The organism is Cytobacillus sp. GQ23, assembly GCF_059758675.1.
The window spans coordinates 64,467-83,340 of the sequence record NZ_JCAXER010000008.1 but is presented as its reverse complement, the minus strand read 5'-3'; the positions used below and the strand labels follow the sequence as shown (position 1 = coordinate 83,340).

General features: G+C 42.8%; 17 protein-coding genes. 14 read left to right on the top strand and 3 right to left on the bottom strand.

Annotated elements, in window-relative coordinates:
- Nucleotides 1-18: 18 nt before the first annotated feature.
- From AC6CHU_RS08585 to AC6CHU_RS08565, 5 genes are all read left to right on the top strand, one after another.
- Nucleotides 19-774, top strand: a complete 756-nt coding sequence (locus AC6CHU_RS08585; protein ID WP_498121216.1) for a DUF2087 domain-containing protein — start codon at nt 19-21, stop codon at nt 772-774.
- A 17-nt stretch (nt 775-791) separates the two neighbouring features.
- Complete coding sequence (locus tag AC6CHU_RS08580) at nt 792-1,142, top strand: GIY-YIG nuclease family protein (protein ID WP_159863023.1); 351 nt, start codon at nt 792-794, stop codon at nt 1,140-1,142.
- A gap of 209 nt (nt 1,143-1,351) precedes the next feature.
- Nucleotides 1,352-1,531, top strand: coding sequence for a hypothetical protein (locus AC6CHU_RS08575; protein ID WP_159863024.1), 180 nt, complete (start codon nt 1,352-1,354; stop codon nt 1,529-1,531).
- Between the two features lie 244 nt (nt 1,532-1,775).
- Nucleotides 1,776-4,526, top strand: coding sequence for a hypothetical protein (locus tag AC6CHU_RS08570; protein ID WP_498121213.1), 2,751 nt, complete (start codon nt 1,776-1,778; stop codon nt 4,524-4,526).
- 22 nt (nt 4,527-4,548) lie between these two features.
- Nucleotides 4,549-4,881, top strand: a complete 333-nt coding sequence (locus AC6CHU_RS08565) for a hypothetical protein (RefSeq protein ID WP_159864832.1) — start codon at nt 4,549-4,551, stop codon at nt 4,879-4,881.
- A 274-nt stretch (nt 4,882-5,155) separates the two neighbouring features.
- On the opposite strand, the gene AC6CHU_RS08560 is transcribed toward AC6CHU_RS08565, so the two are convergent.
- Nucleotides 5,156-5,518, bottom strand: a complete 363-nt coding sequence (locus AC6CHU_RS08560) for a hypothetical protein (protein WP_498121211.1) — start codon at nt 5,516-5,518, stop codon at nt 5,156-5,158.
- Nucleotides 5,519-5,821: 303 nt separating this feature from the next.
- Here AC6CHU_RS08560 and AC6CHU_RS08555 point away from each other — a divergent pair, with 303 nt between their 5' ends.
- The 3 genes from AC6CHU_RS08555 to AC6CHU_RS08545 are packed head-to-tail and all read left to right on the top strand — an operon-like array spanning nt 5,822 to nt 8,814.
- Nucleotides 5,822-6,793 (top strand): N-acetylglucosamine kinase, encoded by a 972-nt coding sequence (locus AC6CHU_RS08555; protein ID WP_159864826.1) that lies wholly within the window; start codon nt 5,822-5,824, stop codon nt 6,791-6,793.
- 11 nt (nt 6,794-6,804) lie between these two features.
- The gene (locus tag AC6CHU_RS08550) at nt 6,805-7,755 is read left to right on the top strand and encodes a GNAT family N-acetyltransferase (protein ID WP_236566210.1); all 951 of its coding nucleotides are present in this window, start codon (nt 6,805-6,807) and stop codon (nt 7,753-7,755) included.
- A gap of 24 nt (nt 7,756-7,779) precedes the next feature.
- Nucleotides 7,780-8,814: a serine hydrolase domain-containing protein gene (locus tag AC6CHU_RS08545; protein WP_236566209.1), complete on the top strand. Its 1,035-nt coding sequence runs from the start codon at nt 7,780-7,782 to the stop codon at nt 8,812-8,814.
- Nucleotides 8,815-8,860: 46 nt separating this feature from the next.
- On the opposite strand, the gene AC6CHU_RS08540 is transcribed toward AC6CHU_RS08545, so the two are convergent.
- Complete coding sequence (locus AC6CHU_RS08540; RefSeq protein ID WP_498121208.1) at nt 8,861-9,598, bottom strand: OmpL47-type beta-barrel domain-containing protein; 738 nt, start codon at nt 9,596-9,598, stop codon at nt 8,861-8,863.
- Nucleotides 9,576-11,474 (bottom strand): glycosyl hydrolase family 18 protein, encoded by a 1,899-nt coding sequence (locus tag AC6CHU_RS08535; RefSeq protein ID WP_159864817.1) that lies wholly within the window; start codon nt 11,472-11,474, stop codon nt 9,576-9,578. Before AC6CHU_RS08535 ends, AC6CHU_RS08540 begins: the two co-directional genes overlap by 23 nt.
- A gap of 341 nt (nt 11,475-11,815) precedes the next feature.
- Here AC6CHU_RS08535 and murQ point away from each other — a divergent pair, with 341 nt between their 5' ends.
- The 6 genes from murQ (at nt 11,816) to AC6CHU_RS08505 (ending at nt 18,856) form a co-directional block, all read left to right on the top strand.
- Complete coding sequence (gene murQ / locus AC6CHU_RS08530; RefSeq protein WP_498121206.1) at nt 11,816-12,730, top strand: N-acetylmuramic acid 6-phosphate etherase; 915 nt, start codon at nt 11,816-11,818, stop codon at nt 12,728-12,730.
- 47 nt (nt 12,731-12,777) lie between these two features.
- Nucleotides 12,778-13,479 (top strand): PIG-L deacetylase family protein, encoded by a 702-nt coding sequence (locus AC6CHU_RS08525; protein ID WP_159864811.1) that lies wholly within the window; start codon nt 12,778-12,780, stop codon nt 13,477-13,479.
- A 23-nt stretch (nt 13,480-13,502) separates the two neighbouring features.
- Entirely contained in the window at nt 13,503-15,104 is a 1,602-nt protein-coding gene (nagZ, locus tag AC6CHU_RS08520; protein WP_498121320.1) for a beta-N-acetylhexosaminidase, read from the top strand.
- 186 nt (nt 15,105-15,290) lie between these two features.
- A complete protein-coding gene (locus tag AC6CHU_RS08515) occupies nt 15,291-16,277 on the top strand; it encodes an ABC transporter permease (RefSeq protein WP_159864809.1) in 987 nt (328 codons plus the stop codon).
- Between the two features lie 13 nt (nt 16,278-16,290).
- The gene (locus AC6CHU_RS08510) at nt 16,291-17,181 is read left to right on the top strand and encodes a carbohydrate ABC transporter permease (RefSeq protein ID WP_159864806.1); all 891 of its coding nucleotides are present in this window, start codon (nt 16,291-16,293) and stop codon (nt 17,179-17,181) included.
- Between the two features lie 88 nt (nt 17,182-17,269).
- On the top strand, nt 17,270-18,856 hold the full coding sequence (locus AC6CHU_RS08505; protein WP_159864803.1) for an extracellular solute-binding protein: 1,587 nt from the start codon (nt 17,270-17,272) through the stop codon (nt 18,854-18,856).
- The last annotated feature ends 18 nt before the right edge of the window (nt 18,857-18,874 follow it).

The following is an 18,874-nucleotide window of genomic DNA, read 5'->3' as shown; positions in this document are numbered from 1 at the left end:
TAGGTTGTGGTTTAATTAATGGAATTATCAAATCAATTTTGGGAGGCTTCCTTGGAGGAGCTAAAGCAGGGCTTCACCGAAGAAAAAGAGGCATACACTTGCCTGTTATGCGGGGAAAAGACGGAAAAAGGAATCGTCTACCCATACAAGGATCGATTTTACGAAGCGGAACGCTATATGCGCATTCATATTGAAACGGAGCATATTTCAGTATTTGACTATCTGCTTTCTATGGATAAGAAGCTTACAGGGCTTACGGATCATCAAAAGAGTCTTTTGCAGCTTTTTTACCAGGGGAAAAGCGATAAGGATATCCAAAAGGAACTGGACATGGGGAGCACTTCGACCATTCGCCATCACCGTTTTGCCTTAAAGGAAAAGGAGCGTCAGGCGAAGTCTTTTCTCGCGATCATGGAATTGCTGAAAGAAAAGGATGAGCACGCACCAGCTTTCCTGCCTGTCCATAAAAGTGCCACGATGGTGGATGACCGCTATAACATTACAGAGGAAGAACAGTTGAAGGTTCTCAAGAAATACTTCGCTGAGGGTCCTGGTATGCCTCTTGCAAAGTTTCCGCCAAGAGAGAAGCAAAGGCTGATAGTATTGCGGGAAATTGCCGGCAGGCTGAAGCCTGATCAAACTTATGGCGAGAAAGAGTTAAATCAGGCACTAATGGCCATTTATGAGGATTATGCTTTGATCAGAAGGTATTTAATTGATTATGGATTCTTAGACAGAAAGCCCGATGGCAGCGAGTATTGGCTTAAAAAATAGAAAAACGGGGGATTACCATGGAACGCAAAAGAGAATTAAAGCAGCAGTTTAAAGAAACGCCCATTGAAGCTGGGGTTTATCAAATAAAGAATACAGTGAACAACAAGATCTTCATCGGCAGCACAAACAATTTAAAAAGCTTGAACGGTGTTAGATTTTCCCTTGAATCAAACGTCTATATGCCGAATCGGGAGCTGCAGGAGGATTGGAATCAGTATGGGAAAGGTGCTTTTGAAATCAGCATTCTTGAGAAGCTGAAAAAGAAAGACGATCCGTATTTTAACGAGAAGGAAGCCCTGGGGAAATTGGAGGAAAAGTGGCTGGCGGAGCTCCAGCCATATGGAGATAAGGGATATAACAAAAAATAAAGTTAAATTAGGTAAAAAATGACGTGTGCTTAACTACACGTCATTTTTTTGTGCGCAAGGGAGAATATGGACTGAACAATTTCATTTAACTTTTTTGTAAATTAGGTAAACCCATTTTTAATAATAATGGCTGATACTGAGGAAAAGCCCCACAACAAAATATGTATTCTAACTATAATATATTAAGTTTCTTGAAGGGAGTGAATCACATGCGTGATAAAAGGCTTAATAGAAAAAAGGACAAGGTACAGGAGCTGCTTGAAGATTTAAACACAATTGAGGCCACAGAAGAAAATGAAAAAATCAGAGGCAAACTGCAGTCAAAAGTAGAAAAGCTACAAGCTCAAATTGCAGAAATTGAGTCTGAGCCTTCGACTGAAGAAGAATAGATCATTACAAACTGTTATGAAACTATTTGAGAAATCGAAGTTAAGTAGAAAAAAGCAAGAAATTAATCAGACGAGTGTAAAATGCCGACAAGTCAAAGGTAAGAAAACCAACAAAAAAAGACTGATTATTTATCGCGTTCCTGCGCATGAGTCATAGATTATTTTCCTAGAAATTAACGGTTCAGGAGCATTTTATATAATCAGAAAGGAGGAAAAGATGGGTTGGCAGAAGAAAAAAAGCAAATTGAAAAAAATCCAAAGATTGCTTGAGAAACTACAGGCACTTGAGAACAATAGTGGAATTTCAGAATCGGATTATCAAAGCATAAGAGATGAATATCTTGAGAGATTATCTGACCTAGGCTTTGACATTGGAGATATAGATGTAAATACCGGATTGGCATCAGATTCTGATTCTAATGCAATAGCCGACGCTGATGCCAATGCGATAGCTGCTGCAGAAGCAAATGCTGAGGCAGAAGCAGAAGCAGAAGCTGATTCAGAGGCTGAAGCGGAGGCGGAAGCAGATTCGGATTCGGATTCAGATTCTGAGGCAGAAGCAGAAGTTGATGTAGAAGCAGAGGCAGAAGCGGAAGCAGAGGCGGAAGCGGAAGCGGAAGCAGAAGCAGATGCAGGAGCAGAAGCTGATTCTGAGGCAGAAGCAGAGGTTGAAACAGAAACGGAAGCAGATGCAGACTCAGATGCAGAAGCAAGCGCTGGGGTTGGAGTAGGAGTTGGAGTATCAGTCTCAGAAGCAGAAGCAGAAGCAGAGGCAGAGGCAGAGGCGGAAGCAGAGGCGGAAGCTGATTCAGATTCAGAGGCAGAAGCAGAGGCAGAGGCAGAAGCAGAAGCAGAGGCAGAAGCTGATTCAGATTCAGAGGCGGAAGCAGAAGCAGAAGCAGAGGCAGAGGCGGAAGCTGATTCAGATTCAGATTCAGAGGCAGAAGCAGAGGCAGAGGCAGAAGCAGAGGCGGAAGCTGATTCAGATTCAGAGGCAGAGGCAGAAGCAGAAGCAGAGGCGGAAGCTGATTCAGATTCAGATTCTGAGGCAGAAGCGGAAGCAGAAGCAGAGGCAGAAGCGGAAGCAGAAGCAGAGGCAGAAGCGGAAGCGGAAGCAGAGGCAGAAGCGGAAGCAGAGGCAGAAGCGGAAGCGGAAGCAGAGGCGGAAGCGGAAGCAGAGGCAGAAGCAGAAGCAGAAGCGGAAGCAGAGGCAGAAGCGGAAGCGGAAGCAGAGGCAGAAGCGGAAGCGGAAGCAGAGGCAGAAGCGGAAGCAGAGGCGGAAGCAGAAGCAGAGGCAGAGGCAGAAGCGGAAGCGGAAGCAGAGGCGGAAGCAGAAGCGGAGGCAGAGGCGGAAGCAGAGGCGGAAGCAGAGGCGGAAGCAGAAGCAGAGGCAGAGGCAGAGGCAGAAGCAGAAGCAGAGGCAGAGGCAGAAGCGGAAGCAGAGGCAGAAGCGGAAGCAGAGGCGGAAGCGGAAGCAGAGGCAGAAGCGGAGGCGGAAGCGGAGGCAGAGGCAGAGGCAGAAGCAGAAGCAGAGGCAGAAGCAGAAGCAGAGGCGGAAGCAGAAGCAGAAGCGGAGGCAGAGGCAGAGGCAGAAGCGGAAGCAGAGGCAGAAGCAGAGGCGGAAGCAGAAGCAGAGGCGGAAGCAGAAGCAGAGGCAGAAGCAGAAGCAGAAGCAGAGGCAGAGGCAGAAGCGGAGGCAGAAGCGGAGGCAGAAGCAGAGGCAGAAGCGGAAGCAGAAGCAGAAGCGGAGGCAGAAGCGGAGGCAGAAGCGGAAGCAGAGGCAGAGGCAGAAGCAGAGGCGGAAGCAGAGGCAGAAGCGGAAGCGGAAGCAGAAGCGGAGGCAGAAGCAGAGGCAGAAGCGGAAGCGGAAGCAGAAGCAGAGGCAGAGGCGGAAGCAGAGGCGGAAGCAGAAGCAGAGGCAGAGGCGGAAGCAGAAGCAGAGGCGGAAGCAGAAGCAGAGGCGGAAGCAGAAGCAGAGGCGGAAGCAGAAGCAGAGGCGGAAGCAGAAGCAGAGGCGGAAGCAGAAGCAGAGGCGGAAGCAGAAGCAGAGGCAGAAGCAGAGGCGGAAGCAGAAGCAGAGGCGGAAGCAGAGGCAGAGGCGGAAGCAGAGGCAGAGGCGGAAGCGGAAGCAGAGGCAGAAGCGGAAGCGGAGGCAGAAGCAGAGGCAGAAGCAGAAGCAGAGGCAGAGGCAGAAGCGGAGGCAGAGGCGGAAGCAGAGGCGGAAGCGGAAGCAGAGGCAGAAGCAGAAGCAGAGGCAGAGGCGGAAGCGGAAGCAGAGGCAGAGGCGGAAGCAGAGGCAGAAGCAGAGGCGGAAGCGGAAGCAGAGGCAGAAGCAGAAGCGGAAGCGGAGGCAGAAGCGGAGGCAGAGGCAGAGGCAGAGGCAGAAGCAGAGGCGGAAGCAGAAGCAGAAGCAGAGGCGGAAGCAGAAGCAGAGGCAGAAGCAGAAGCAGAGGCAGAGGCGGAAGCAGAGGCGGAAGCAGAAGCAGAAGCGGAGGCAGAGGCGGAAGCAGAAGCGGAGGCAGAAGCGGAAGCGGAAGCAGAAGCAGAAGCAGAGGCGGAAGCAGAAGCAGAGGCAGAAGCAGAAGCAGAAGCATGGGCAGAAGCAGAAGCAGAAGCAGAAGCAGAGGCAGAAGCAGAAGCAGAAGCAGAGGCAGAAGCAGAAGCAGAGGCAGAGGCAGAGGCAGAGGCAGAGGCAGAAGCAGAAGCAGAAGCAGAAGCAGAAGCAGAAGCAAATAATAGCTTTGATAATAACAGAATTATCGCAAATACAGGGCATAACGTAATGATCGGCTATTGTGATAATAATGCTTCGTTCATGGCTATCGCACTATCACAAATCGCATTACTTGAAGCTTTAAGAGGAAATCAAGGCTCTTCTAATGATGATGCATTAATTGCAAGCTTGAAAAATACAATAATGCAAATGGGCCAAGATGGAAACAACAATCGTCAGGCAATCCTGGATGCTCTTAAAAACCTCAAAAAAGAAGATTAATACTAGAAAAGGAGGAGATTAGATGGCAAAAAGGAATGTATCTCGCTGCAGTATTCCAGCAAAAGGAAAAGAAAAGCTACTGGTAAAAATAAAGAATAGCAGCGAAGAAAACAGCCGGACATTTAAACTAAATGCGTATGATAAAGACTCTGAAACAAAAGAATCGCTTTCAATTAATGATAAGCCTGCTTGCCAAGATACCCTTGGACCTGGATCCGAAAAAGTATATACAATTGATGCAGCAAAGGTTAAATCAAAGGTAGTTATGGAAATTATTCAGGAAAAGGGCGGTTCTGGAATTTCTGTTTCCAGCAAAAATAGAGGGTTATATAATGCGCTAATTACTTTGAAATAATAAAAGGGGCCGGATTAAAGGATGCTTTTTTTCCTGATAATCCGGCTCTTCTATTTAACTTTCCTTTACTTTTTTGGGGTGAGCATCATATTAAATTAGTCTCTGACTATTACCTTTACTGTTCTAATTTTTTACATAATAAACAGCTGTTTCATAGAGAAACGGCTGAATTTGCTATCCCACAGGAATTGTGATTATCACATTATATTAGACTTGAAAGATCATCGCCATTAAGGCTGTGCCATCTCAATAATTTCACCAGAACGAGGATGCACTAAAAAGGATCTTCCGCCTCCTTCAAAGTGGTAATTCCGATCGTGAATAAAGTACCGCGAATCTTCCGGGTATAGTGGAACGGTATCTCCGTGTGAGACACGTCATAAGCACTTTCGTAAATCAATTGTTTAGCCTGTTCGAAAGTGTAGGCCGGCTTGAGAAAAATAAAGATTAATAGAGGAATAAAAAAGAATATCATAGTGGCTGGCTTTGCCCATTTAGTAGACATTCCCCGTTTGTAATAATAGTAAGAAAGAGAGACGGCAAATATCATAAACGGCAGTAACAAACCTAAATCGAAAACACCTCTATAAAGGATTGTATATATATAATAAGGTGCAGAATTCAATACCTGTTGCACTTAAATTGAATAGAAAAAAATTTCTTTGCTTCATTATTACCTCCTCATAAAGGATCATGCATTTATATTACCATAAAAAGTAAAGTATGCCCTTGTGTTTCCGGATTAGGAACGAATAGAGCTTTCGAGAACCAAAATAAATTTTGTGAAAATAAAGAAAAAATTGAATATTCTTGTGTAACACCATAAAATATAAACATGAACACCTACTAATAACTTTGGGGGCTCTCTGTTATGATTAAAATAAAATTTTAGTATTATGCAGATTGAAATGAAGTTAAATTTTACAAGGGAGGATTTTACATGTATGTACTAGGAATTGACGGCGGTGGGACAAAGACTAAAGGTGTTATCTGTGACGAAAAAGGAAGGGTTTATGCAGAAGCAGCTGTCGGACCCACTAATCCGAATAGCCTTGGGTATGAATTTGTAGAAAAAGAGCTTAGCAGATTACTAGGGGATCTGCAGCAGCGTGCACCTGAGAAGTATGCTGAAATAAAGAGTTCTTTTGCAGGGATGTCTGGAGTTGACCGTGAAGAGGTTAAGAGCAAAATGGGGCAGTTATACAAAAAATACCTTCCGGGTGATTGCCTTTTAAAAGTCGATAATGATGCTGTTAATGCCCTGTATTCGGGAACACTGGGACAGCCGGGTGTTGTCAATATTAGCGGTACAGGTTCGATTACATTCGGAATCAACGATGAAGGTGAGCGGACAAGAGTCGGTGGATGGGGGTTTTTGCTTGACGATTCGGGAAGCGGCTTCTCAATTGGAAAACATGCGCTAAAAGCCATTTTTGACGAGTATGATGGCTTTGGAGAAAAAACGGTTTTAACATCTGCTATTATCAATACCTTAAAAGTGAAGAGAGTGCCAGAGCTGATTCCAGTTATCTATGACTTCACAAAAGCGAGAGAGACGATAGCGTCGTTAAGCCGATTGGTTGTTGAAGCTGCAGAAGGCGGGGATCTCATTTCGCAAGAGATTCTAAAGCAGGCTGGCATAGAGATGGGGAAAAACATTCGCAGACTTATCCTCAAATTGTTTAAGGATAAAGCTGTAAATAAAGAGCTCCCCATCGTATTAGCAGGGGGAAACTATAACAGTGCAGAATGGTTTATTCCTAATATAAAAGAAAGCCTTCAATTTCAAAACATAAAGCCGGCCATTATTTTGCCTGATTTACCACCTGTCGCTGGTTCAGCTATTGCAAGTTTGATAAATGCTGGTGCAGAACTTGATAAAAGTTTTATAGATAACTTTAAAAATAGTTAGGGGGCAAATCTGTGCAAATCATTCCGTTCAGTAAAGAGAATGCAAATGGAATTTTGCTGCTTTGGAATAGGGAACTGGGAAAGGACTTCCCGATGAGAGGGGAATTACTGCGCCAAAACAGTTTTGAAGATAAAAGTGTTTTACACAGTGCTTCCTCCGTAGCTCTGGACGAAAACGGCAATGTAATAGGCTTTATTGTGGCTAAAGCTTGGCTAGAGAATATGAATGTAATGATGAATAAAGAGACAGGCTGGATTCACGTCCTTTTGGTAGATTCAGATTTTCGTGGCCAAGGTATTGGAACAGCCTTATTAAAAAACGCAGAGGGCGTATTTAAAGGACAGAATATAAGAACGATAAAGCTTGGCTCTGATCCTTGGCACTATTTTCCGGGAATACCCGATCAATACATAGACGCAATCCAATGGTTTGAAAAGCATGGGTATCACCATGATGGTAATGAGTATGACTTGATCTGCAGATATGACCATCAAAGGTTTGACCCTCCTAAAAAAGATAATGTGGATTTCTCCTTGTTAAAACCCGGTGAGAAGGATGAGCTGTTATCGTTTTTAAACCGGTGTTTTCCTGGCAGGTGGGAATATGAGGCACTCCACTATTTTAAAAAAGGCGGAATGGGCCGTGAGTTTGTGGTGTTAAAAAAAGATAATAGAATTATTGGATTCTGCCGGATTAATGATGATCAATCACCGCTTATTGCCCAAAATGTTTATTGGTCACCGTTGTTTAAGGAGCGCCTCGGAGGGGTGGGGCCATTAGGTGTGGACCCAGCGGAGCGGAATAAAGGATATGGATTAGCGGTTGTTGAAGCTGGCATCACTTTTTTAAGAGAGCGTAACATCGATACCATCGTCATTGATTGGACTGGGCTGGTCGATTTTTATGGGAAGCTGGGTTACAAGGTGTGGAAATCATATTCAAAATTTTCAAAGGAAATTTGAGGTGCTGTCAGGATGAAAGGTAAGGTGCTTAATTTTTTACAAAAGGAGATTGAAAGTGAACATATTCCGGGTGCTGTGATCCATGTGTCTTATCAAAATGATGTGATTATGCAGGAAGCTATCGGAAACAGAGCCGTATTCCCAAATAAAGCCCCAATGGAGATTAATACAGTTTTTGATCTTGCTTCGCTAACAAAGGTGGTAGCTGCACTGCCCGTTACATTAAAACTATTAGAAAGCGGACGTTTCCATTTAGATGATGCTGTCTCTCATTTTGTTCCTGAGTTCGCCAAGCATGGGAAGGAGTCTATTAAAATCAGGCATTTGCTGACACATACTTCGGGCCTTCCGTCTCACAGGAGATATTATCTGGATAAGCTGAACATGGAAGAAATCTTTACTAGAATTTGTGACCAGGAGCTGGAGGCGGAAATAGGCAGTAAGGTCATATACAGTGATCTGGGCATCATCACCCTCTTTATACTGATTGAGATTGTGTTAAATGAAAAATTTGAGGATTTTGTACAAAGGGAACTTTTTGACCCGCTTGAAATGAAAGAAACGGTCTTTAATCCGGCTTATGATACAGCCAGATATGCTGCAACGGAATATAGTGAGAGTTTAAAGGGGTATAAAAAAGGTGTGGTTCATGACGAAAACGCAACGACCATGGGCGGAATCAGCGGGCATGCCGGACTTTTTTCCACAGTTCATGATCTCGCAAACTATGCTTCTATGATTGAAAATAATGGGCTGTTTCGAGGGAAAAGAATCCTTTCAGAGCCGGCACTTACTTTAGCAAGGCAAAACTTCACATCCTTTGATGCAGAATATCGAGGGTTAGGGTGGATTTTGAAGAGCGAAGAAATGTCGTCCTGTGGTGATTTCTTTTCATCATCATCTTATGGACATACAGGATTTACAGGAACAAGCATATGGTTTGATCCCGAGCTCAAACTTCATGTCATTTTATTAACGAATCGGGTTCATTTTGGGCGCAGTGACCATATTCTTCGTATTCGTCCGCGCTTACATAATATTATTAGAACTAGTTTGTGAAAAATAGAAGGCTGCCCAAGATGGTACTCAGGCAGCCTTTTTTTGCTTAATAGTTATTTATCATTTTTTCCAGGAAAATCTTTAGGTCCTGTCTGGATGTAGAATCGATTTGCTTATCAGAGATTCGCTTTACAAAAATAATGGCATTTTGCAGCTTCTGCTGCCGGCTGTCATCAGTTTTAGCTCTTTCAGCCTGCTGGATCTTTGCTTTAAGTGCTGTCTTTTGGCCATGGTGCATGTCTGCATATTGAATCAAGCCGTAAAGATTATTAAATGTGATGGCAGTAACATGAACCTCCAGTGATGAGATTTCCTCTGTATTGCCCTCCTTGTCAATGGAGCGATAGCTAATAGTCGTTTTTCCATCAGCCTCGATTACAACTGGTTCACTGTAGGTTTCCCACTGTCCGTCATTCAGACGATACTCGGTTTTTTCCACACCTGAATGGTGATCAGCTGCAGATAATGTGATGGTCACGCTCCCTAAGAAGGAGTGGTCAGTCCATTTTTCTCCTGAAGCCTCCGAGACCGTCACTGGCGGCGACTTATCCTCAATCGGATCTTTTAACACATTATAAAGGGAGGCCAGCAGGTCGTTGCCAAAATCCTGGCTAATTTCCCAAATCATCGCTCCGCCAAGTTCATTATCCCGGATGTATTCAGCTTTTAGCTCCATGGATTCTTTATCATCATAGCTGATGAATATGGATTCTTCTGCGTTATAAAGATAAGGCACCTTCGATCCTTCATCCCAGAAACGATTATAGCCGTTTTCCAGCACCATCCTTCATGACCCGGTCGTAGGTAATGGAGCCGCTGCCTTCAAAGGGCTGGCGCAGACCATTATTTTCACCAGAAGTAACATTGTATTTATAACCGTAGAATGGGACGCCCATTACAAGCTTTTCCGGCGGGACACCGGCATCCAGATAGGCTTGTACCCCTTTATCAACACTGTAGGTTTTTCCATTGTCGTCCAATAAAGGTGCATTAAAATCCGCTTTTTGTTCCCATGTTCCATGAATGTCATAGGTCATGATTTGAACGTAGTCTAAATATTGCTGGGATAATCCAAGCTGTGTATTGTTGGCAAAGCCTGCAGTTGCTCCACCTGCGATGGATAGGATATAATGCTTGTCATCCTTTTCACCCTGTTCATCAAGCTTTTCACGTAATTCTTTTAATAACAGCGGATAATTTTCCCGATCATCGGGGTTTGGATATGTACCGGGACCGCCGCCTGTTACAGGATATTCCCAATCCAGATCAACACCATCAAATCCATTTTCCAGCATAAATTCCACAGCACTGTCTGCAAAAATTTCTCTGGATTCCTCAGTCGATGCTGCCTCGATAAAGTTTGCTGAACCTCCCCATCCGCCAATGGCAATAACGGATTTTAAGTGAGGATATTTTGCCTTCAGCTTCGATAATTCCGCAAAATTCTTCGGGTCTTGCTCAGGGTCACTCATTTTGACTTTCAGGTCGGTACCGATTAGAGCAAAGGCATAATTGATATGTGTTAACCGGCTGGCATCTAAATCATTCATAATCTCAAAACCATTGTAAGTTGACCAGCCGGCTAAATAACCGATTATCCGGTTTGCCGGCGGTGTTTCTGCAGGTTCCCAGGCAGGCTCTTCTGGACCGCCATCATCTTCATTGTCAACTAGAAGAACTTTTGTAATGGTTCTTGCTTGTCCGGCTGAATCATAAGCTGCGGCTTTTATGATGACATTTCCATCAGGCGCAGAAGTTGTTTGCCAGTTTACAGAATAATTGTCCCCGTTCTTTTGCACGGCAGGAAATTTCCAATAAGCCGATTCATCCGCGCTGTATGTTTTTACGAAGAATTCTACTTTGGCTATTTGGTCATTATCTGTGGCTGAAACTGATAAGTTGACATTACCTGAGTACCCGCTTCCTCCAGGGGTTGCACCTGCAGGTCCTTCGGCTTGTATAGAGCTTAAATCCGGAAGGGGATCTGAACTTTCTGAAGGAATTAATACATTGATCGAGTTATCGTCAATGGAAACATTATTGTAAATATCTCTTGTTTTGACCCGGAAGCTATAAGTTGATCCTGGTGATAACTGCTCGATGGTAAATGTATTCTCTGCAGTTGTTCCAATTTTAGTTCCATCCTGATAAATGACATAATCGAATTTCTTCTGTGAGGCTGAAGGTTCCCATGTGAGAGTTACACTGTTGTTTGTTCTTGCTGAGGCATTCAATGCTGAAGGGGAATCTGGAGAATTCGGCTCACGATCATTCTTCGTGAAAATATTTCTTGTGATGGTTTCTGTTTCACCAGAGGTATAGTCAATAACCATTTTTAACACGTATTCACCATCCGGTACCCATGGTGCACCGGTTGACCAGCTCCAGGTATACGGCGCTTCACTGTCGGGAGCATATGGATAATAGTTCTCATCCGGTTCGTTTACAGCCTTGGCATAAAAGGTTACTTTTTCAACAGCTTTGCCAGAGGCTGGTACAGCTGATACCATGGCATTGCCTTTCACCGTATCTCCGCCTTCTGTTGTCGTGGTCACTTCAATATAAGAATTTTCATCAGCGGAAGCTTCCAGCGGCATATTTCCAAGCACACCTCCAAGAAAAATCACCGTAAAAGCTAATAAAATAGACAGCTTTTTCAATATTATTTTCATCTCCTTTATAAAATATTGGTTTTTACCTCTTGCTTACTTCAACTTAAGGACAATGTTTTCACTTCCTTCTTTATAGATTCTGAAATTATATTTCAAATAAATTATAAAACAATTAAAATATTTTCACATGAATATTACGAAAATTCTGTAAAAAATAGTTCTCGAATCCTATCCTTATTGAATTATTTCTTCAAAAAAAGTAATAAATTTTTAAATTTTTATTTTACAAAATTCAGATTTTTTGTATAATTGGCACAGCAACAGATTAATGCTTGATTTCTTACAGAAAATAGGCAGAAATTTAACTATTTTAGAAAGGCGGGCAATAAATGAACCTCTCCAGTCTTACAACTGAGCAATTAAACGGTCGATCTGCCAATATCGATCAGTTATCCACTAAGGAAATTATCGAGCTTATGAATGATGAGGATCGATCGATCGCTGATGCAGTTCGCAGGGAGCTGCCAGACATTGAAAAAGCAATCGAAGCAATCTATCAGACTTTAATAAAGGGAGGAAGGCTATTTTATATTGGTGCAGGCACAAGTGGAAGAATCGGGGTAATTGATGCAGCCGAGTGTCCCCCGACTTTTTGTACACCGCATGAAATGGTACAGGCCATTATTGCGGGAGGAGAGAGTGCAGTTTTTACGGCTGTTGAAGGTGCAGAAGATAGCAGGGAACAAGGGTCCGAGGACCTTCGTCATCGTAATGTAAATCAAGCGGATATTGTCGTAGGGATTGCTGCAAGCGGGCGGACTCCTTACGTAATCGGCGCTCTTGAATATGCGAAAAAAGCGGGTGCCGCAACAATTGGGCTATCCTGTAACTCCGATGCGGAAATCAGTCAGATCGCTGATTATAAAATCGAAGTGGTTGTCGGACCTGAAATATTAACAGGATCTACTAGACTTAAAGCAGCAACAGCTCAAAAAATGGTTTTAAACATGCTGACAACGACAACGATGATCAAGCTTGGAAAGGTTTATGGAAATTTAATGGTGGATCTTCATGCAAGCAATAAGAAGCTGGTCGAGCGTGCAAGAAACATGGTAATGAAAATTACAGGTGTTTCTTATGATGAAGCAGCGCACGTTTTAGAGGAAACAAACCAAAAGGTAAAACCGGCTATATTGATGATAAAGGGCGAGGTTTCCCGCGACAAAGCAGCACAGCTGCTAATTGAAACTGATGGTTTCCTTCGAGAGGCGATAAATAAGGCGAATCAAGGTCAGCTTATTTAATTCCAGTCTATTAGGTTAATAATCTAAAAAAATTAGGAGGTAGCAGTATGCATTTAGTCGTTTTAGGAGCACATTGTGGAGATGCTGAGATTCAAGCGGGTGCGATAGCCCATAAATATGCAAAAGCGGGACATGAGGTAACATTTGTACATTTAACAGCAGGCGAGAAAGGGAACCCGCCAGATGTATCAGTGGAAGAGTATCGGAAACAGAAAATCCGGGAATCAGAAAAAGTGGCTGAAATCTTGGGAGCGAAAACGATTACGCTTGATTATAAAGATGCCGAGCTTGCGTTTAATGATGAAATTATTACCCGGGTTGCCACATTAATGCGTAAATTAAAGCCGAATGTCGTTATCACACATTGGGAGAACAGCATTCATCCTGATCACGCCTTATGTCCTAGAATCGTACAGGCAGCACAATTAAAAGCCGGATTGCCTGGATTTGATTTAGACGGCTTGCCAGCACATTATTATGGGTTCTATCACAGTGAAAACTGGGAGGATATGGAGGGATATGTGCCGGATTTGTATGTAGATGTATCGGATGAGTTTGACACGTATTTGGAAGCGTTATCAAACTACTGGTTCATTATGAAATCAAAGTCCTTCCGTTATTATGACTATTATAAAGCACTGGGAACAGTCAGAGGATGCGTGAATCGCACGAAATATGCACAGACATTAAAGTTTCCAACAGGCACAAATGTGAGAAAAGGCGGATTTATCCCTGGGTATGAAATTTAATTGGGGGTGTTAATTTGATAAGGATGGAACTGAAAAAGAAGATTGGCCAGATGATGGTTATTGGATTCGATGGGAAAACGGTACCTGAGAATGTAAGGGAATTAATTCATGAATATCATATTGGTTCAATCATATTGTTTGGCAGAAATATCGGAAGCCCCAAGGAAGTGCTGGCATTAACGAGTGATCTGCAAAATGAAGCAAAGAAAGCAGGCTATTCACACCCATTATTGATATGCACAGACCAGGAAAACGGGGTTGTCCGCCGTCTTGGAGAGGGAGCAACAATGTTTCCAGGTGCCATGTCCTTAGGAGCAGCAGGAAAAGAAGAAAATGCCTATCAAATTGGCTATGCTTCTGCTCTGGAGCTGAAATCATTGGGAATCAATTGGAACCTGGCGCCTGTTCTGGATGTCAATAATAATCCGGAGAATCCCGTCATTGGTGTCCGCTCCTTTGGAGAATCGTCTGAAATGGTATCAGCATTTGGCCGTGCCTCGATGAAAGGAATGCAGGCTGCCGGAATTGCCACGACATTAAAGCACTTTCCCGGGCATGGAGATACAAATATTGATTCACATAAAGATTTACCAACGATAGCTCATGATATGGAAAGGTTAAATCAAGTTGAATTAAAGCCATTTAAAGATAGTATTCAAGATGGGGCTGACACGATCATGACTGCTCATGTCTATTTTCCGGCAATTGAAAATGAAGCCGGGCGGCCTGCTACTATTTCCAAAAAGGTCATTACCGGTTTATTGCGGGGAGAATTAGGCTTTAATGGAGTCGTCACAACAGACTGTCTTGAAATGAACGCCATTTCTCAAACACTTGGAGTGGAGAGAGGCGGTGTCGAAGCCGTTAAAGCTGGTGTTGACTTGATTATGGTTTCTCACCGCTATAATTGGCAGGTTAGTACCTTAAAGGAAATCATCCGGTCCGTTGAAACAGGGGAAATCGATGAATTAATCATCGATGAGGCTTTATCACGCATTCACGAATTGAAGAAAAAGTATCTTAGCAGCTGGAATGATATCCCTTCTGATCTTAAAGTTCCAGATACAGTAGGCTGTAAGGAGCATGAAGCTCTTGCGTATAACGTTTATAAACAGTCCGTCACACTTGTAAAAAACAAGGGGATTCTGCCGCTGTCCACAGAAAAAAATCATCGAATTGCCGTATTCTATCCGGAAAAAAATAACACAATGGAAGTCGAGGATAAACGCTATTCATCGTTTGACTTAGGGGGCGTAATTCAAGAATTCAACCCAGCTGCTGATGTTTACCCTTTTAAAAACGATTTATTAGCTGAAGAGCTGGATGAGCTTGTTCAGAAGGAAAGTCAATATGACACCATAATAGTCGGAACCCTTTCTGCTTTCCCAGGCAGCAGCCAAGTCGCCTTAATTGAAAAATTGTATGAAAATGGATGTTCTATTGTTGTCATTGGGATGCGAAGTCCTTACGATTTAGCCTATTTGCCGGATGTTGATGCCTATCTCAATACGTATGAATTTACCTGCCAGGCTTTAAAAGCAGCTGTAGGTGCAGTGTTTGGCAAAGGAACCGTTAGTGGAAAACTTCCTGTCACCCTTCCATCAAAGGTCAGCAGATCAACATAAAGAATGAAGGGTTTGGCCAGTGTGGTTGAAATAAATAATCGGATAAATTTATAAAATTTTGATTTATTATTTTAAAATTTGTTATATAATAAATTTTAAGAATATTCAAAATAGAATATCCCATTCAAGGGAGATGATCCTGCTTAGGATGCTCCCTTAAAAAAGAAAGGGGGTTGGCAAAACAGGATGGAGAGCCAACAAGTAACGGAAAGCAATTTACAAAAAAACATCAGCCCAACAGGGAAAGCCGAATCACAAATCAATAAACAAATTAAAAGGACAAAGCTGAAAAAAATAAAAAAGCATTGGCAGCTGTATGTACTTTTAGCGCCTGCGCTTTTATATTTCCTAGTCTTCAAATACTACCCGATGTATGGGGTGCAAATTGCATTCAAGAATTTCGTTGCAACGAAAGGGATATGGGGAAGCGAGTGGGTGGGCTTTGACCACTTTATCCGATTTTTTAATTCCTATTATTTCTGGGATTTAATGTGGAATACGTTATCGATTAATTTATTCCAGCTGGCGCTATTTCCAATATCCATTATTGTAGCCCTTTCATTAAATGAGCTGCGTGACAGTAAATTCAAGAAGGCTGCTCAAACGATTACATATGCACCCCATTTCATCTCAGTTGTTGTATTTGTAGGGATGCTGGTTGCTTTCCTGGATCCTTTGACAGGGATTGTTAACCATTTTATTCAGCTATTAGGGTTTGAACCGATTGATTTCATGACGAATCCTGCATGGTTTAAGGCTATTTATGTATTTTCCGGTGAATGGCAGAACCTTGGGTGGGGAGCAATTATTTACTTAGCAGCATTGGCAGGGATTGATCCGCAGCTTCATGAAGCTGCGAAAGTAGACGGAGCAACCCGGTTGCAGAGAATTCTCCATATTAATTTACCAGGAATTATGCCTACAATTATCATTCTATTAATCTTAAATATGGGAAATTTCATGACAGTTGGATTTGAAAAGATCTTACTTATGCAAAACCCGCTCAACTTAGAGGCGTCTCAGGTCATACAAACATATGTCTACGATATTGGGATTTTAACAGGGCAATTCAGTTATTCTACTGCAGTTGGGTTATTCAACTCGGTTATTAATCTAATCATCCTTGTCTTTTTTAATCGACTGGCTAGAAAAACAGGTACAAGCCTGTGGTAAAGGAGGGGCCTAAATGAGAGAAACCAGAGCTGACAGGATTTTTGACATCTGCAATAAGCTTTTAATTGGATTTTTCCTCATCATCATTTTGTATCCGCTGATCTATATCATTAGTGCCTCCATCAGTGACCCTAGCTATGTGAACTCCGGGAAGATGTGGCTATTTCCAAAGGATATTACCTTTGAAGGATTTAAGAGAGTTTTCCAAAGTAAGGAGATTTGGATTGGATACAGAAACACGATTTTTTACACGTTGCTTGGGACCTTTATCAACCTTGCTGTCACATTGCCGTGTGCCTATGCGCTGGCCAAACAGGAACTGGTAGGCAGAGGCTTTATAATGGGTCTGTTAATTTTTACGATGTTTTTTGATGGAGGGTTAATTCCTACTTATCTATTAGTAAGAGACTTAGGCATGATCAATACAATCTGGGCGATGGTTATACCGAGTGCAGCTTCTGTTTGGAATATCATTGTCACGATGACATTCTTCCGGGTTACCATCCCAAAAGGTTTAGAAGAAGCGGCAGAAGTGGATGGGGCCTCCGTATTCAGAACCTTTTTCCAAATTGTATTGCCATTATCGGCTCCTATCATTGCCGTAATGGCCTTGTTTTACGGGGTGGGCCACTGGAATTCCTATTTTAGCGGTCTCATCTACTTATCCGACCGGGAATTATTTCCGTTACAGCTCATTTTAAGGGATATATTGATTCAGCAGGAAATGACAACCGAGCTCATGATGCAGGGTACGGATATTAAGGCCATTGGAGAGCAGGCACGAGTGGCAAGTATTGTGAAATACGCCGTAATGATTGTATCTGCCGCACCGCTGCTCATTGTGTACCCATTCCTGCAGCGCTTTTTCCTTAAAGGTGTCATGATTGGCTCCATTAAAGAATAATGCGGATATTCTCCTGAAAGGGTGTGGTGGTAAAGCAGTATTTATAAAGAGGCTGGTTAGCTTGAAATTAAAAAGGGGGAAAATAAAAATGAAAAAGGCTTCAGGTGTTGTATTAACGTCAGTACTGGCAATGTCTTTACTTGCGGGATGTACGAAAAATGAGGAAACATCCGGTCCGAAAGAGCCGCCTAAGAATTTTAATGAAAGCAATTATCCAATCGTGGACGAGCCGATTAAGCTGGAAATGATGGGGCAATCTTCTCCTCTTCAGCCTGCATGGGGCGAAATGGCGTTCTTCAAAGAAATGAATGAACTCACAAACATTGATTTTAAATTTACGACAGCCACCTCCGATCAGTTTAAACAAAAAAAGCAATTAGCGTTTTCAAGCTTAGAGCTTCCAGATGTATTTTTTGGCGGCCAATTTACGGCCAGTGAAGAGGTGGATTACGGTTCACAGGGATTATTAATTCCGCTGGAGGATTTAATTGACAAATACGCTCCTAATTTAAAAAAGGTAATGGAAAAATATCCTGATTTAAAAGCTTCCATTACAGCGCCCGATGGCCATATTTATACGCTGCCAGGGATTGATAATTTAAGCCACTCCCAAGCGCCATTAACCTGGATGAACGGCTATTGGCTCGAAAATGTAGGAGCTGAACGGCCGGAATCAACGGAGGAATTGTATGAGCTATTTAAAAAGTTTAAAGAAGAGGATGCCAATAAAAATGGGAAGGATGATGAAATCCCATTATCTGCACCTACCCTTGCCGATCTAAGATTTAACATCCTGCCTGCTTTTGGTGTTAATCAGACGGATGGCATAACTGAAGTCGATGGCAAAGTGAAATATGCATTTACACAAGACGGGTACAAGGAGTATTTAAAATTCCTGAATCGTTTATATGAGGAAAAATTACTGGACCAGCAAGTCTTCTCTCATACCTGGGAGCAGTATGTTGCAAAAGGCGCTGAAAATAAAGTAGGTGTCTTCCCGACATGGCCAATCGTTATGATTGGATTCGCTGATGTAACAGAAGCAGCAAAGTATCCATTACTGCCGCCATTAACCAGCCCGGAATTTGATAAAAAAGTTGTGACGAAAATTCCTGAAGTTAAACGCGGACGATTTGCCATAACGAGTGAAAACAAGAATCCTGAGGCTACAATGCGCTGGATCGACCATTTATACTCTGAAGAAGGCTCCATTCTTGCCCGTTTAGGAGTAGAAGGGGAAAACTGGGAGTGGACAGATGATTCAAAAACGGCCTGGAGACTGCTTGCGCCGGAAGGGATGAATACAACCCAGGCGAATGCACAAGATGCTCCTGGTGCAGGAACTCCAGTACCGATGGTAATTGAAAACGATTTCTTCCTAAAAGAAGATAATCCAACCATTCATAAAATCGCCGGTTGGGTTGAGGATGAATATCTGCCTCATGCGGAAGTGCCATTTCCTCAGGTGTATTTAACAATGGATGAGCAAAGTGAAGTGAATACGTTAAAACCGGATATTGATAGCTATATAGAGCAAATGGAGGCAAAATTTGTATCTGGCGAAGTATCCTTTGATCAGTGGGATAAGTATGTTTCAACACTTAAGAGTTTAGGAGTTGAAAAGCTGGAAAAAATTCACCAGGCTGCCTATGACCGATTTAAAGAAGCAAAATAGTAATCTTAATGCGTGAAT